The organism is Hydrogenophaga sp. IBVHS1 (assembly GCF_002127265.1).
GTDB lineage: Bacteria > Pseudomonadota > Gammaproteobacteria > Burkholderiales > Burkholderiaceae_C > Hydrogenophaga.
Genome location: NZ_NFUU01000003.1, coordinates 548,596 through 564,325, shown reverse-complemented (window position 1 = coordinate 564,325; position 15,730 = coordinate 548,596). Strand labels below are relative to the sequence as shown.

Below are 15,730 nucleotides of genomic sequence, written 5' to 3'. Positions count from 1 at the left end.
CCTTCTTTTCAGGAACAAGACATGAGCTATCCGAACACGCTTCTCTTCATCCACGGCCAATGGCGCGAAGCCACTGCTGGCGAATCGCTGGCGGTGTTCAACCCGGCCACCGGCCAGGAAATCGGTCGCGTGGCGCATGCGCGCAAGGCCGACCTGGACCTGGCGCTGGATGCCGCTCAGAAGGGCTTTGAGACCTGGCGCGATACCCCCGCCATCAACCGCTCGAAGACCATGCGCGCGGCCGCGGTCTTGTTGCGCGAACGCGCGGGCGACATCGCCCGGTTGCTCACGCTTGAGCAAGGCAAGCCGCTGGCTGAAGCCAAGGGCGAGGTGCTGGCGGGCGCCGACATCATCGACTGGTTCGCCGACGAAGGCCTGCGCGTGTATGGCCGCATCGTGCCTTCGCGCGGCAACCTGGCCATGCGCCAGATGGTGCTGAAGGACCCGATCGGCCCGGTGGCCGCGTTCACGCCCTGGAACTTCCCCATCAACCAGGTGGTGCGCAAACTGGCCGCCGCGCTGGCCACCGGCTGCTCGATGATCGTGAAGGCGCCCGAAGAAACCCCGGCTGCGCCCGCCGAGCTGGTGCGCGCCTTTGCCGACGCCGGCCTGCCGCCCGGCGTGCTGGGTCTGGTCTATGGCACGCCCGCCGAAATCTCCACCTACTTGATCGCGCACCCCGTGATCCGCAAGATCACGTTCACGGGCTCCACCCCGGTGGGCAAGCAACTGGCCGCCATGGCCGGCCAGCACATGAAGCGTGTGACCATGGAGCTGGGCGGCCACGCACCGGTGATCGTCTGTGAGGACGCGGACATCGCCCTGGCCGTGAAAGCCGCCGGCGCCGCGAAGTTTCGCAACGCCGGGCAGGTGTGCATCTCGCCCACGCGTTTCCTCGTGCACGAGAGCATCGCGAAAGAGTTTTCCGCCGCACTCGTGAAGCAGGCCAAGGGCCTGGCCGTGGGCGATGGCACCGCCGACGGCACGCAGATGGGCCCGCTGGCCAACCCGCGCCGTGTGACCGCGATGGCCGAGTTCACCAGGGATGCCGTGGAACAAGGTGCCACACTCGCCACCGGTGGTGAGCGCATCGGAGAGGCCGGCAATTTCTGGCAGCCCACCATCCTGACCGACGTGCCGCTGAACGCCCGGGTGTTCAACGACGAACCCTTCGGCCCCATGGCCGCCGTGCGCAGTTTCAACCTGCTGGAGGAAGCGATTGCCGAGGCCAACCGCCTGCCGTTCGGGCTGGCCGGCTACGCCTTCACCCGCTCACTCAAGAACGCTGACCTGCTGGCGCGCCGCGTTGAAGTGGGCATGCTGTGGGTGAACATGCCCGCCATGCCTTCGGCCGAAATGCCGTTCGGCGGGATCAAGGATTCGGGCTACGGCTCCGAGGGTGGGCCGGAGGCGATGGATGCCTACCTGAACGCGCGGGCCGTGACGATCATGAACGTTTAATCGTCGGCGACGTGCTGGTGGTGCTCATCCTTTGTTCGGACCCAGGCGGTTCGTGAACGCCACCACCAGCGCCGTCATCAGGAAGAACGCCTGCAGCTCCAGCCGCCAGCCGCCGGTTTGCGTGATGTCCATGAAGTGACCTGAGTGCGCGAGCACCAGGGCGAACACCATGTTGATGGCGATCACCAGCGCCGCCGGCACCACCCAGAAACCCACCAGCAACATCAGTGGCGCAATCAGTTCGCCCAAGTAGGCACCGTAGGCAAGCGCGCCGGGCAAGCCCTTGGCGACCAGCATGCCTTCGATGCCACCCACACCGCCGGTGACCTTGGCCCAACCGTGGAAGATCATGAGGATGGCCAGCGTCCAGCGCAGGAGGATGATGCCGAGGCGGGGTTGGTTGAAGAGATTGTTCAGTGCGTTCATTGGCTGAAGAAATGACGGTGATTGAAGAACGGGCGATTGTCACTGAAGGCTGACTCGAGCCCGACGAATCGGTTCCCGCGCAGTTGACGTCACGCAGCTAGCGCCCTCGGTCAGGGCAGCAACTTTCGCAGCTCTGCCGTGGAGACATCGTCGATGTGGCGCCGCGACCGATCAGAGGTTCGGCGCCAGCCAGCGCTGCAGCTCATTTCGCGCCACATCGCTGCGCGCGGCCAGGTCTTCCACCTGGTCTTCGCCAACTCTGCCCACATTGAAGTAGGTGCTTTCGGGGTGGGCGAGGTAGAAGCCGCTCACGCTGGCGGCGGGGGTCATGGCAAGGCTTTCGGTCAGGGTCATGCCGATGTCTTCGCACTGCAGCAGCTCGAACATGCCGCGCTTGACCGAATGATCCGGACAGGCCGGGTAGCCCGGTGCAGGGCGGATGCCCTGGTACTTTTCCTTGATGAGTTCTTCGTTGCTCAGCGCCTCGTCGGCCGCATAGCCCCAGAGGTCGGTGCGCACGCGGTGGTGCATGCACTCCGCCAGCGCCTCGGCCATGCGGTCGGCAATGGCCTTGAGCATGATGGCGGAGTAGTCGTCGTGGTCGTCGATGAACTGCTTTTCCTTCTTCTCCACGCCCAGACCCGCCGTCACGGCAAAAAGCCCCACGTAGTCGTTGGCCACGCCTCTGGGTGCGACAAAGTCGGCGAGGCAGCGGCTGGGCCGCATCACGCCATCGATCTCCTGCTTCTCGGCCTGCTGTCGCAGCCCGTGCCACGTCAGTGCCACTTCGCTGCGGCTCTCGTCGGTGTAGAGCTCGATGTCGTCGTCGCGCACCGAGTTCGCCGGGTACAGCCCGACCACCGCGCTCGCGCTGAGCCAGCGGCCTTCGATCAGGCGTTGCAGCATGCGCTTGCCATCGCTGAACACGCGCCGCGCTTCCTCGCCCACCACCTCATCCTTCAGGATTTCGGGGAACGGGCCGGCGAGGTCCCAGGTCTGGAAAAACGGAGCCCAGTCGATGAACCGCGCGATCTCGTTCAGGTCGAAGTTCTTGAACACGCGTTTGCCAATAAACCTGGGCTTGGCGGGCGTGTAGGCCTTCCAGTCGATCGGCGTCTTGTTGGCGCGCGCCTTCTCCAGCGGCCACAGCGGCGTCTGCTTCTTGTTGGCGTGCTGGGTGCGCACCTTGTCGTAGTCGGCGTACAACTCGGCGATGTACGCGGCGGCCTGATCGCTCAGCAGGCCCTGCGCCACGCTCACGCTGCGCGAGGCATCGGGCACATAGACCACCGGGCCTTCGTAGTGCGGTGCGATCTTCACCGCCGTGTGCACGCGGCTGGTGGTGGCACCGCCGATCATCAGCGGGATGCGGCGTTCGCGGAAATGCGCATCCTTCTGCATCTCACCGGCCACGTACTGCATCTCTTCCAGGCTCGGCGTGATCAGGCCCGAGAGGCCCACGATGTCGGCGCCCTCGGCCTTGGCCATCGCCAGAATTTCGTGGCAGGGCACCATCACGCCCATGTTCACCACTTCGTAGTTGTTGCACTGGAGCACCACGGTGACGATGTTCTTGCCGATGTCGTGCACGTCGCCCTTCACGGTGGCGATCACGATCTTGCCCTTGGCTTTCACGTCGGCGCCGGAAGCCTGCAGCGCCAGCTTCTCGGCCTCGATGTAAGGCAGCAGGTGCGCCACGGCCTGCTTCATCACGCGCGCGCTCTTCACCACCTGCGGCAGGAACATCTTGCCCTGGCCAAACAGGTCGCCGACCACGTTCATACCGTCCATCAGCGGGCCTTCGATCACATTCAGCGGGCGGCCGCCACCGGCTTCGATCTCGCGCCACATCTCTTCGGTGTCTTCGGTGATGTGGTCGTTGATGCCACGCACCAGCGCGTGAGAAAGGCGCTCGCGAATGGGCAGCGCGCGCCATTCGTTTTTCTTGCTGTCGTCGCGCGCGGCGCCCTTGGCGTTCTCGGCCACGTCCACCAGCCGTTCGCCCGCATCGGGCCGCCGGTTCAGCACCACGTCTTCCACACGCTCGCGCAGCTCGGGTTCCAGCTCGTCGTACACGCCGACCATGCCGGCGTTGACGATGCCCATGTCCATGCCGGCCTGAATGGCGTGGTACAGGAACACGGTGTGGATGGCTTCGCGCACCGGGTCGTTGCCGCGGAAGCTGAACGACACGTTGGACACGCCGCCACTCACCTTGGCGCCCGGCAGGTTCTGCTTGATCCAGCGCGTGGCGTTGATGAAGTCGACCGCGTAGTTGTTGTGCTCTTCGATGCCGGTGGCAATGGCGAAGATGTTGGGGTCGAAGACGATGTCTTCCGGCGGGAAGCCCACCTCGTCGACCAGGATGCGGTAGGCGCGCTCGCAGATTTCGATCTTGCGCTCGTAGGTGTCGGCCTGGCCTTTTTCGTCGAAGGCCATCACCACGGCAGCCGCGCCATAGCGCTTGACGAGCCCGGCCTGGCGCCGGAACTCGTCCTCGCCTTCCTTCATGCTGATCGAGTTCACCACGCCCTTGCCCTGCACGCAGCGCAGCCCGGCCTCGATCACCTCCCACTTGGAGGAATCCACCATCACCGGCACGCGCGCGATGTCGGGCTCGCCCGCGATCAGGTTGAGGAATCGCACCATGGCGGCCTTGCTGTCGAGCATGGCCTCGTCCATGTTGACGTCGATGATCTGGGCCCCGTTCTCCACCTGCTGACGCGCCACGGCCAGGGCGTCCTCGAAGCGGTCTTCCAGAATCATGCGGGCAAAGGCCTTGGACCCGGTGACGTTGGTGCGCTCGCCCACGTTTACAAACAGGCTCCCTTCGCCAATGCGCAGCGGCTCCAGGCCAGAGAGCAGCATGGGAGGAACGGACGGGGACGGGGAAGCGGTATCGGAGGACATGAGACTCACCAAGGCAGGTTGCGGACAACAGACTGGGTGAGCGCCGTTTGGGCCTGTTCGCGCCCACTCAAGCCTGACGCACGGTGGGGGCTGTGAAAACCCGCCGGCGCTGCAACGCTCCTTGAGAGGTGCGATTTTAGCCTTTGGATCGCTGCGCCGTCGCCAGCAGGCCCGTCAGCGCACGGGGCAAGCCCGCGGTGGTCGTGCAACATGTGACATTTCGCCGTCCCAGTGTGTTCTCCAGCGTGCGGGCATCACCGGGCTCGAACACCAGCGCCCGCACCGCCACGCCGAGCGACCGGGCTTCGCGCGCGGCGCGCTGCAGGTCGGCGGTCAGATATCCCGGGTCGTGCACGTCGATGTCGTGCAGCTCGCCGTCGGTCAGCACCACCACCACGTGCTGCCAGCCCGGATGCTGGCGCGCGTCCAGCTCACACAGGTGCACCGCATGGCGCAGCGCAGCGCCCAGGCGGGTGGAACCGCCACCGCGCAGGCGAGACAGCGCGGGCAGTTGTTCGTCCCAGTGTTTCAGGCAGGGCATGTCGATGCGGTGGCGGCCCTGGCTGGAGAACGCCCACAGGCCGCTGCGGTGGCCAAGGCGCTGCAAGGCGAGCGACGCGGTGGCGGCGCTGCGCTGCATGCTCGCGAGCAATTCCCCTTCGCCCTTGCCCTCACGCCCGTCGGCGCGCGCGGTGGACGCCGAGGCGTCCAGCAGCAGCAGCACGGCCAGGGGTGGCGGGGGCCGCCAGGGGCGGCGGTGGATGCGCGGGTCCGGCGTGCGCAGGGCACGCCGATCGAGCGCGTTGTCCATCAGCGCCGCGTGGTGCAGCTCGTCGCCTTCGGTGGAGCGACCGCTGCCGTGCCGCCACGGGCCGCCCAGACCCGCCAGGCGTTTCACCATCAAGCGTTGCGCCTGGGCCAGCGCGCCGGGCGCCCAGGCCGGTGGTCCTGCGGGCGTGGCGCCGCCGTACACGCTGCACCAGCGAGGCCGGTAGCGGCCGATGCGGTGGTCCCACTCGGCGTGCACGGCGTCGGGCTCGGTGTGCGCCGGTTCGGGCGATGCAGCGGGTGCATCCTCGATGGGTGGCGCGGCGTCGGCCTGCAGCGTGGTGTCAGAGGGTGGCAGGGACGCGTCGGGCCACCAGAGATGGGTGTTGTCGTCGCGGTAGCGCGCTTGCACGCTGTAGGTGCGGGCGTTGAAGGGCAGGCGCATCTGGCCGATGTCGTTGCCGAGCAGTGAGGCCGCTTCGCGCACTTGCTCGGGCGTGCGCAGTGCGAGGGTGTGGCCATCCGGCTTGAAGAACAGGCGGCGCACGCGCGCCACCCAGGCGTGCGGGTCTTCGTGCGAAGGGTCGAGCAGGCTGGCGGACAGGCGCGCGAGCAGGTCCTCGAAACCGGCGCCGCGCAAAGCGGCCGCGTCGGCATGGAAGGCCCACCACACGGCGCGCAGGCCGGGCAGTTCCTGCAACGCGAGCCACTCCACCCGGGCGTCTTCCAGCACCCCGAGCAGCGCCTGCTGCACGGGCTTGAGGCCCTTGCGCGACTGCCGCTCGCCGCCGAAGCGCAGATGGGCAGCAGCGTGCGCGGCTGTGGCCAGCCAGAGATCGGAAGAACCATCCACAAGGACAGGCAGGTGCAGCACGGGATCGGTCCCCTCCTCCAGCGTCAGCACGGCGCGGCGATCGGCGCGCAGATCAGCGAGCTGCCAGGCGGTCTGCAAGGGCCGCCCCCACAAGGCCCGCGCCACGCGACGAACCTGGCCCGGCGCATCCACGGTTCAGAAGCTCGCGCGCACCAGAGCGCGAAGCGCGGCGCCCACGTCGGGGTCGTCGCTCAGCGGCTCGGCGATGGCCTGCAATGCGGCGTCGTGCGGCGTGAGGCCGGCGCGCACCAGCAGCGCGGCGTGCACCAGCATGCGGGTGGATACGCCTTCGTCCAGACCCTCGTCGCGCAGGTGGCGCGTGCGCGTGGCGAGCTGCACCAGGCGCATGGCCAGTTCGTCGCCGGCACCGCCTTCGTGAGCCACGATGCTGGCTTCCGCTGCGGGTGCGGGGTAGTCGAAACCGAGCGCCACGAAGCGCTGCCGCGTGGACGGTTTCAGGTCCCGGTGCAGGCCCTGGTAGCCGGGGTTGTAGCTGACCACGAGCTGGAAATCGCGGTGCGCCTGCAGCAGCTCGCCGCGCCGTTCCAGTGGCAATGCGCGGCGCGTGTCCGCCAGCGGGTGCAGCAGCACGGTGGTGTCGGCGCGGGCTTCCAGCAGTTCATCGAGGTAGCAGATGGCACCGTGGCGCGCGGCGAGCGCGAGCGGGCCGTCCATCCAGCGCGTGCCCTGGGCGTCGAGCAGCCAGCGGCCGGCGAGGTCGCCCGCGCTCAGGTCTTCGTGGCAGGCCACGGTCACCAGGGGCAGCTTCAGGCGCCAGGCCATGTGCTCGACGAAACGCGTCTTGCCGCAGCCGGTAGGGCCTTTGAGCAGCAGCGGCAGTCGCGCCGATCGCGCGGCCTCGAACGCGGCGATCTCGCTGCCCACTGGCTGGTAAAAGGGTTGCTCGTGCAGGCGCCAGTCGGCCAGCGGGTCGGCGGAAGACACGTTCAGCGGTGGCCTGCGGTGGACGGATTGGGAATGCCTTCGATCGGGCATTCCTCCGTGCCCACCATGGGCCGCGTGATCGCTTCCACCGCCTTTTGCGTGCCCTCGGGGTCGTTGATCCAGTTGGCGTAAAAACCATACGGACAAGCGGCCACGCCCTTGTCGCCTTCGCGCGAATTGATCAGGCCGGTGTAACCCCGGTGCAGCAGCTTGAAGAGGTGGTTCTCGCTCTGCGCGTTTTTGCGGAAGTCGCGGATCAGGCTGGTGGAGAGCGCGGCGTACTGCACGCCGTAGTCTTCCTCGCCACATTCGCCGAGCGTGCGGCCGTCGAAGCCGATCAGCGCGCTGTGGCCGAAGTAGCTGTACACGCCGTCGAAGCCCGAGGCATTGGCGACCGCCACATAGGTGTTGTTGGCCCAGGCCATGGCCTTGGCCATCAGCACCTGCTGGTCTTTCGCGGGATACATGTAGCCCTGGCAACGCACGATCAGTTCGGCGCCCTTCATGGCGCAGTCGCGCCAGATCTCGGGGTAGTTGCCGTCGTCGCAAATGATCAGGCTGATCTTCAGGCCCTTGGGGCCTTCGCTCACGTAGGTGCAGTCGCCCGGGTACCAGCCTTCGATGGGCACCCACGGCATGATCTTGCGGTACTTCTGCACGATCTCGCCCTGGTCGTTCATGAGGATGAGCGTGTTGTACGGCGCCTTGTAGGGGTGCTCCTCGTGCTGCTCGCCGGTGAGCGAGAACACGCCCCACACCTTCGCCTTGCGGCAGGCCTCGGCGAAGATGTCGGTCTCCGCGCCGGGCACGGTGGCGGCCGTGTCGTACATCTCCTTGGCGTCGTACATGATGCCGTGCGTGCTGTACTCGGGAAAGATCACCAGATCCATGCCCGGCAGGCCCGACTTCATGCCGACGATCATGTCCGCGATCTTGCGCGCGTTGTCCAGCACCTCGGCCTTGGTGTGCAGCCGGGGCATCTTGTAGTTCACCACGGCCACACCGACCGTGTCCTTGCTGCTTGAAATGTCGCCGTGCATCATGGCTGTACGCGCTCGCTGTTGGAAATGGATGGGAGTTCGGTCATTGTGGGAGGCGCTTCGCAGGTGGCGAATACGTCAATTGACGTAGCCGGCGATGGCGTCAGAATCTGCTCCACAAGAGGAGACAACCCACATGCGAACCGCGAACGCGATGCTGGCGAGCGCGATCCTGCTGGCGGCCGTGGCAGCCGAGTCACACGCGTCGCTGGACGGGCATCCGTCGGTCACCCAGTACCTCTCGAACGACGCCCCTTTCGTCGTCTTTGGCGTGACGCCCACCAGCCTGGGTGAAGCCTCGACCCGCCTCACGCTCACCTTCATCGCCACCGACCCGCTGGAGCAGGTCAACGTGTTTCCCTTCGTGCGCCGCACCCCCGACGGGCCGGCACGCCTGCGCCCCCACGTGGCCTGCGGTCCACGGGACCCGGGGTCGTGGGACTGCCACATTCCCGTGGCCGACCTGCTGCGCGGCCTGGCAGACGGCGGTGGTGAACTTGGACTGCGCATCGAAGCCCACGGCGACCTGAAGGAACGACGCCAGCACAGCACCGTGATCGTCACCGTGCCGGTGCGCCAGCTGCCTGCCGCCGATGGGCCGCTGGTTCGCGCGGGGACCGGAGTTCGGCCCCGACGTGCTCAGTGACTGATCATCCAGGGGCGTTTGCTGGGGAAGGCCTTTGCGCCGTTCGGTGCCGTTACCGTCGCCTTGCTGCGGCCGGTGCTGCAGCACCCACAGCCGGCCGGGTGCTTCAGGCGCGCATAGTCGCCCGAGCGCTTGGGCTCGTGCCGCGCACGCTCGTTCACACCCATGGCCGAGCGCGTGCCGCTGTCCATGAGCGCCAGGCGCGGCGCGGTCACAAACACGCGCGCCGAAGCCGTGCCGCAGTCCGGGCAGGTCGCTGGCTCGTTGCGCTCACTCAAAGAGCGGAACGCATCGAAGCCACCGCAGGACGGGCAGTCGTAGTCGTAGGTCGGCATATTCAAGCTCCTTGGTTCGCGTGTCTTCGCCAGCACGCACCACCGAACCGGCTTTGCCGGGCCGTAGGTGTGGCCCCCTTGAGGGGGTGACGCGAAGCGGCGCGGGGGTGGAATTTACTTGTCGGGCGACAGCGGCATCTGGATCGAGCCGTCGATGTGCTTGATCGGGCCGCTGGCGTTGGGGTTGATGTCGAAGTCGAAGATCTGGGTGGGCAGCCACAGCGTGGCGCAGGCGTTGGGCACGTCGACCACGCCGCTGATGTGGCCCTGCACCGGCGCGGTGCCGAGGATGGAGTAAGCCTGCGCGCCCGAGTAGCCAAACTTCTTCAGGTACTCGATGGCGTTCAGGCAGGCCTGGCGGTAGGCCACGTTCACGTCGAGGTAGTACTGCCTGCCGCTCTCATCCACGCTGATGCCTTCAAAAATCACGTAGTCGTTGTAGGTGGGCGTGATCGGGCTGGGCTTGAAGATCGGGTTCTTGATGCCGTACTTGGCCATGCCGCCCTTGATGAGCGTGACCTTCATGTGCACCCAGCCCGCCATCTCGATAGCGCCGCAGAAGGTGATCTCGCCATCACCCTGGCTGAAGTGCAGGTCGCCCACGGAAAGGCCCGCGCCTTCCACGTAGACCGGGAAGAACACCTTGGCGCCGCGGGAGAGGTCCTTGATGTCGCAGTTGCCACCGTGCTCGCGCGGCGGCACGGTGCGCGCGCCTTCGGCGGCGGCCTTGTCGCGCGCGGCACCGGTCATCTTGCCCATGTGCGCCGTGCCGGCAAAGGGCGGGTTGGCCAGGCCGCTGGTGGCGGGGTCGGAATCGATCAGCGCCTGCTCGCGCGTGTTCCACATCTCCAGCATCCTGGGGTCGGGCAGACAGCCGATGAGGCCGGGGTGGATCAGCCCCGCGTACTTCACGCCGGGCACGTGGCGCGAGCTGGTGAACATGCCGTGGAAATCCCAGATGGATTTCTGGGCCTGCGGGAAATGTTCGGTCAGGAAACCGCCACCGTTTTTCTTGCTGAAGAAGCCGTTGAAGCCCCAGAGGCTGTCTTCCTTGGCGCCGATGTCCAGCAGGTCCACCACCAGCAGGTCGCCAGGTTCGGCCCCCTTCACACCCACCGGGCCGCTCAGGTAATGCACCGTCGTCAGGTCGATGTCGCGCACGTCGTCGGCGCTGTCGTTGTTCTTGATGAAGCCACCCGTCCAGTCGAAGGTTTCCAGAATGAATTCATCCCCCGGCTTGACCCAGCAGGCCATGGGGATGTCAGGGTGCCAGCGGTTGTGGATGTTCTCGTTTTCCAGCGGTGACTTCGTGAGGTCGACCTTGATCAGCGTTTCGGCCATGGCGTGTTGCTCCTTCGATGGTGGACAGGGAAAGGGTGGGGATCAGACAGACAGGTAGGACTTGATGCGCTGCTGGTCGGTGTCGCCGCGCTCGGTCTCGTGCACCAGGCGACCACCTTCGATGACGAACAGCCGGTCAGCGACATCCATGGCGAACGACAGCACCTGCTCGGAGACCACGATGGTGATCTTGCGCATCTTGCGGATCTCGTTGAGCGCCTTGGCGATGTCCTTGATGATGGACGGCTGGATGCCCTCGGTGGGCTCGTCGAGCAGCAGCACCTTGGGGTCGGTGACGAGCGCGCGCGCAATGGCGAGCTGCTGCTGCTGGCCACCCGAGAGATTGCCGCCCTTGCGCCGGCGCATATCCCACAGCACCGGGAACAGCGCGTAGATCTCTTCCGGAATGGTGCGATCCTTCGCGTTCTCCAGTCCGGTCTGGATGTTCTCTTCCACCGTGAGGGTGGGGAAGATCATGCGGCCCTGCGGCACGTAGGCCAGGCCCTTGGCCACACGCTTGAAACTCTCGTCGTTCGTCACGTCCTGGCCCGCGATCGAGACATGGCCAGTCTTGGTGGGCAGCACGCCCATGAGGCTCTTGAACAGCGTGGTCTTGCCCATGCCGTTGCGGCCCATGATGGCCACGCATTCGTTCTCGCGCGTCTCAAAAGAGAGACCGTGCAGGGCCTGGCTCTGGCCGTAGGCGACGACGAGGTCCTTGACTTTCAGCATGGTGGTTCCTTCAGTGGCCGAGGTACACGTCGATGACCTTCGGGTCCGCCTGCACCTGGTCCATGGGACCCTCGGCCAGGATCTTTCCCTGGTGCATGACCGTGACCTTGTGGGCGATCTTCTTGACGAAGTCCATGTCGTGCTCGATCACGATCACGGCGCGGTTCTGGCAGATGCGTTGCAGCAATTCGGCGGTGAGGTCGCGCTCCCGCGCGCTCATGCCGGCAATGGGTTCATCGAGCATCAGCAGCTCGGGCTCCTGCATCAGCAGCATGCCGATCTCCAGCCACTGCTTCTGCCCGTGCGAGAGCAGGCCAGCCTCGGTGTCGAGCTTGTCGCCCAGACTGATCTCCTGCGCCACGGCTTTCACGCGTGCCTGGATTTCTGCCGTGGCGGTGAAGGCGAGTGCGCCCCAGACCGAGCGGCCGGACGGATACGACACTTCGAGGTTCTGGAACACCGAGAGGTTCTCGTAGATCGAAGGCGTCTGGAACTTGCGGCCAATGCCCAGGCGCACGCGCTTGTGCTCGGCCACCTGGATGATTTCGTGGTTCTTGAACTTGATGCTGCCGCTGCTGGCCTTGGTCTTTCCGCAGATCAGGTCCAGCAGCGTGGTCTTGCCCGCGCCGTTGGGGCCGATGATCACGCGCAGCTCGTTCTTGTCGATGTAGAGCGTGAGGTCGTCGATGGCCTTGAAGCCGTCGAACGAGACGGTGAGGTCTTCCACGGAAAGGGCGAAGTCGGTGTTGCTCATTTCGTGTGTTCCGTGTGGCCTAGACGCTCTGGCCGCTGGTGCCTTCGGGCAGCTTCACGGTGGTCGTGGGGGGTTGCTTCATCATGGGCGCGTGGGGCGGTGGCGAAGGCGGCTGGGGGCGCGAGGCAGAGGCATCGCGCAGCGCGGCACGGCGACCCTTCCACCAGGGCACGATGCGTTCTTCCCACACGCCTGCAAGGCCCATGGGAAAGGCCATGGTCACTCCGATAAAGAGGCCGGCCATGAGGAACAGCCAGAGGTCCGGGAAGCTCTCGGAGAAGAAGGTCTTGCCGGCGTTGACCAGCAACGTGCCGTAGACCGCGCCCACCAGGCTCATGCGCCCGCCCACGGCGGCGTAGATCACCATCTCGATGGAAGGCACGATGCCCACGAAGCTGGGTGACATGAAGCCCACCTGCAGCGTGAACAGCGCGCCGCCGATGCCGGACAGCGCGGCGGCCAGGCAGAACACGAAGATGCGGAAGTCGGCCACGTCGTAGCCCGAGAAACGCACACGGTCTTCCTTGTCGCGCATGGCCAGCAGCAACGTGCCGAGCTTGCTGGTCTGAATCCAGCGGCACACCACCATGGACAGCACCAGCATGCCCACGCAGACGTAGTACAGGATGTACTTGGCGCTGTCGGTGCGGGTGTCCCAGCCCATCAGCGTCTTGAGGTCGGTCATGCCGTTCACGCCGCCGGTGTAACCCTGCTGGCCGATGATGGCCACGGTGAGGATGAGCGCCACCGCCTGCGTGATGATGGCGAAATACACGCCACCGACGCGGCGCTTGAACATGGCGAAGCTGATGAGCCAGGCCAGCAGCGTGGGCACCACGATGACGGCGGCCAGTGCGAACGGAAAGCTCTTGAACGGCACCCAGAACGCGGGCAGCTCGGTGATCTGGTTCCAGTCCATGAAGTCTGGAATGCCGGGGGTGGACTGGATCTTGGTGCTCTCGGGGTCTGAGGCTTCGAGTTTGAGGAACATGGCCATGGCGTAGCCGCCGAGGCCGAAGAACACGCCCTGCCCGAGGCTCAGCACACCGCCGTAGCCCCAGAGCATCACCAGGCCGATGGCGACAAACGCGTAGGTGAGGTATTTGCCCACCAGGTTGAGTCGGAAGATGTCGAGGCTGAGTGGCAATACCACCGCGAGCAGCACCGTCAGCAGCACCAGGCTGGCGAGCTGGTAGCGAAGGATCCAGGCTTTCAGGGCGTTCATGAACGTACTCCGGGAGTCAAAAATTCAGCGACGCACTTTGGATGCGAACAAGCCTTGCGGACGCAGCATCAGGATCACCACGATGAGCGAGAGCGTGAGCATCTTGGCCATGGAGCCGGCCATGAAAAATTCGGTGATCGATTGCGTCTGCGCGATGCCGAAGGCGGACACCACGGTGCCCAGCAGACTGGCCGCGCCGCCGAAGGTGACGACCAGGAAAGCGTCGACGATGTAGAGCGAGCCCGAGGTGGGGCCGGTGGAGCCAATGGTGGTGAAGGCCGCACCCGCCACGCCGGCAATGCCACAGCCAATGGCGAAGGTGAGGCGATCGGTCTTTTTCGTGTCGATGCCGGTGGCGTTGGCCATCACCCGGTTGCTCACCGTGGCGCGCACCCGCAGACCCCAGCGACTCTTGTGCAGGGCAATCAGCACGCCACACGTGACGACCGCGGTGAGGGCGAGCACGAACATGCCGTTGATGGGGATGTCCAGGCCCTCGGCGGGTGCCCACGAGCCCAGCAGCCAGTCGGGCAGCGTGGGGCTCACTTCCTTCGGCCCGATGAAAGTGCGAAAGCATTGCTGCATCGCCAGGCTGATGCCCCAGGTGGCGAGCAGCGTGTCGAGCGGGCGCTTGTACAGGTGGCGGATCAGCGCCCACTCGATGAACCAGCCAGCGGCGAAGGCGAACACGAAGGCCGCGACGATGGCAAACGGAAAGTAGGCGGCCACGGCGCCGGGACTGATGGAGTTGGCGAGCGTGGAGCCGAGAAAGATGGTGTAGGCACCGATGGTCATGAACTCGCCATGCGCCATGTTGATCACGCCCATCTGCCCGAAGATGATGGCCAGGCCCAGCCCCATGAGCAGCAGCACCGCAAAGAGGCTCAGGCCCGCGAAGCCCTGCATCAGGCCGATGTTGAGCAGGTCGTTGAAACTCATTTCAGATCTCCAAGGCAAAGGGACGCACCGCGGCGCACGCGCGCCGCGGCGTGGGTGGGCTTACTGATAACCCTTGGGGAATGGATCGGGCTTGATCAACTCTGGTGACTCGGCTACGACCTTGAACGTCGCGTCCGGCATGCCCATGGCGATGCGCGACTTGCTCCACAGGTGGTGGTTCGGGTCGAGCTTCACGTAGCCTTCGGGTGCGGTCTTGAGCTCGATGCCGGTGCGCGAGGCGGCCACCACCTTGTCCACGTCGAAGCTCTTGGCCTTCTCCACCGCGGCCTTCCACAGCCAGGGGCCGAGGTAGCCGGCCTGCGTCACGTCGCCGATCACGGCGTCTTTGCCGTACTTGGCCTTGAATGCGGCCACGAACTTCTTGTTGTTCTCGTTGTCGAGCGACTGGAAGTACTTCATGGACGAGTAGAAGCCCTGGAAGTTTTCACCGCCCACGCCGGTCATTTCATCCTCGGTCACCGAGAGCGTCACCAGCAGTTGCTTGTCGCCGGTGATGCCGGCTGCCTTGAGCGCCTTGTAGAAGGCCACGTTGGAGCCACCGACCACGGCGGCGAAGATGCAGTCGGGCTTCTGCAGCTTGATCTTGTTCATCAGCGAGCCGAAGTTGGTGCTGCCCAGCGGGTAGTACTCCTCGCCCACCACCTTGCCCTTCTGGAAGTTCTCGATGTGCTTGCGCGCGATCTTCATCGAGGTGCGCGGCCAGATGTAGTCGGAACCGATCAGGAAGAAGGTCTTGGCTTTCTTCTCTTTCTGTGCCCAGTCCAGGCTGTACAGAATCTGCTGTGTGGCTTCCTGGCCGGTGTAGATCACGTTCTTGGATTGCTCCAGGCCTTCGTAGAACGTGGGGTAGTACAGCAGGCCGTTTTCCTTCTCGAACACCGGCAGCACGGCCTTGCGCGAAGCGCTGGTCCAGCAGCCGAACACGGCGGCGCAGCGGTCGTTGATCAGCAGCTTCTTCGATTTTTCCGCGAAGGTCGGCCAGTCGGAGGCGCCGTCTTCCTTGATCACCTTGATCTTGCGACCCAGGATGCCGCCCATCGCGTTGATCTCGTCGATGGCGAGCTGCTCGGCCTGGATGGAACCCGTTTCCGAAATCGCCATCGTGCCCGTAGAAGAATGCAACTGCCCGACGGTGACTTCGGTGTCGGTCACGGCCAGCTTGGTGGTGTTGACCTGCGCAGTGGGCTGGCCGAAGCTCCAGGCGGGCAGACCGGCCAGGCCGGCGGCACCCATCATCTGCAGCACGCGGCGGCGGCTGGCTTCCGGGGTTTCAAGGGAGACGGCATTCGGATCGGTGAGGTGCTTCATGGGGG

General features: G+C 65.5%; 14 protein-coding genes and 1 riboswitch. Of the genes, 2 read left to right on the top strand and 12 right to left on the bottom strand.

Going from position 1 to position 15,730, the window contains the following annotated elements; translation table 11 throughout:
* Positions 1-21: 21 nt before the first annotated feature.
* Positions 22-1,461 carry an NAD-dependent succinate-semialdehyde dehydrogenase gene (locus CAP37_RS20545; protein ID WP_086126634.1) on the top strand — a complete coding sequence of 480 codons (1,440 nt, stop codon included), beginning with the start codon at positions 22-24 and terminating at the stop codon, positions 1,459-1,461.
* Positions 1,462-1,485: 24 nt separating this feature from the next.
* Here CAP37_RS20545 and CAP37_RS20540 read toward each other — a convergent pair whose 3' ends face one another.
* The 5 genes from CAP37_RS20540 to CAP37_RS20520 all read right to left on the bottom strand — a co-directional run bounded on the left by CAP37_RS20540 (position 1,486) and on the right by CAP37_RS20520 (position 8,427).
* Positions 1,486-1,887, bottom strand: coding sequence for a DoxX family protein (locus CAP37_RS20540; protein WP_086126631.1), 402 nt, complete (start codon positions 1,885-1,887; stop codon positions 1,486-1,488).
* Between the two features lie 171 nt (positions 1,888-2,058).
* Positions 2,059-4,797 (bottom strand): methionine synthase, encoded by a 2,739-nt coding sequence (metH, locus tag CAP37_RS20535; protein WP_086126628.1) that lies wholly within the window; start codon positions 4,795-4,797, stop codon positions 2,059-2,061.
* A gap of 31 nt (positions 4,798-4,828) precedes the next feature.
* Positions 4,829-4,926, bottom strand: a riboswitch (S-adenosyl-L-homocysteine riboswitch).
* Positions 4,927-4,933: 7 nt separating this feature from the next.
* Entirely contained in the window at positions 4,934-6,571 is a 1,638-nt protein-coding gene (locus CAP37_RS20530; RefSeq protein ID WP_179190307.1) for a VWA domain-containing protein, read from the bottom strand.
* Between the two features lie 3 nt (positions 6,572-6,574).
* Complete coding sequence (locus tag CAP37_RS20525) at positions 6,575-7,435, bottom strand: CbbQ/NirQ/NorQ/GpvN family protein (RefSeq protein ID WP_086126622.1); 861 nt, start codon at positions 7,433-7,435, stop codon at positions 6,575-6,577.
* A complete protein-coding gene (locus CAP37_RS20520) occupies positions 7,387-8,427 on the bottom strand; it encodes an aliphatic amidase (RefSeq protein WP_086126619.1) in 1,041 nt (346 codons plus the stop codon). Before CAP37_RS20520 ends, CAP37_RS20525 begins: the two co-directional genes overlap by 49 nt.
* A gap of 133 nt (positions 8,428-8,560) precedes the next feature.
* Here CAP37_RS20520 and CAP37_RS20515 point away from each other — a divergent pair, with 133 nt between their 5' ends.
* Positions 8,561-9,070: a hypothetical protein gene (locus tag CAP37_RS20515; protein ID WP_086126616.1), complete on the top strand. Its 510-nt coding sequence runs from the start codon at positions 8,561-8,563 to the stop codon at positions 9,068-9,070.
* Here the strand turns inward: CAP37_RS20515 and CAP37_RS20510 are convergent.
* The 7 genes from CAP37_RS20510 to urtA form a co-directional block, all read right to left on the bottom strand.
* Entirely contained in the window at positions 9,064-9,405 is a 342-nt protein-coding gene (locus CAP37_RS20510; RefSeq protein ID WP_086126613.1) for a zinc ribbon domain-containing protein, read from the bottom strand. The genes CAP37_RS20515 and CAP37_RS20510 overlap by 7 nt on opposite strands.
* Positions 9,406-9,519: 114 nt before the next feature.
* On the bottom strand, positions 9,520-10,746 hold the full coding sequence (gene fmdA / locus CAP37_RS20505) for a formamidase (protein WP_086126610.1): 1,227 nt from the start codon (positions 10,744-10,746) through the stop codon (positions 9,520-9,522).
* A 42-nt stretch (positions 10,747-10,788) separates the two neighbouring features.
* Positions 10,789-11,478 (bottom strand): urea ABC transporter ATP-binding subunit UrtE, encoded by a 690-nt coding sequence (gene urtE / locus CAP37_RS20500; protein ID WP_086126608.1) that lies wholly within the window; start codon positions 11,476-11,478, stop codon positions 10,789-10,791.
* Between the two features lie 10 nt (positions 11,479-11,488).
* Positions 11,489-12,232, bottom strand: a complete 744-nt coding sequence (urtD, locus tag CAP37_RS20495; protein WP_086126606.1) for an urea ABC transporter ATP-binding protein UrtD — start codon at positions 12,230-12,232, stop codon at positions 11,489-11,491.
* A 19-nt stretch (positions 12,233-12,251) separates the two neighbouring features.
* Entirely contained in the window at positions 12,252-13,457 is a 1,206-nt protein-coding gene (gene urtC, locus CAP37_RS20490; protein ID WP_086126603.1) for an urea ABC transporter permease subunit UrtC, read from the bottom strand.
* A gap of 24 nt (positions 13,458-13,481) precedes the next feature.
* Positions 13,482-14,396, bottom strand: coding sequence for an urea ABC transporter permease subunit UrtB (gene urtB, locus CAP37_RS20485; RefSeq protein ID WP_086126600.1), 915 nt, complete (start codon positions 14,394-14,396; stop codon positions 13,482-13,484).
* A gap of 60 nt (positions 14,397-14,456) precedes the next feature.
* Positions 14,457-15,725 (bottom strand): urea ABC transporter substrate-binding protein, encoded by a 1,269-nt coding sequence (gene urtA, locus CAP37_RS20480; RefSeq protein ID WP_086126597.1) that lies wholly within the window; start codon positions 15,723-15,725, stop codon positions 14,457-14,459.
* Positions 15,726-15,730: the final 5 nt, after the last annotated feature.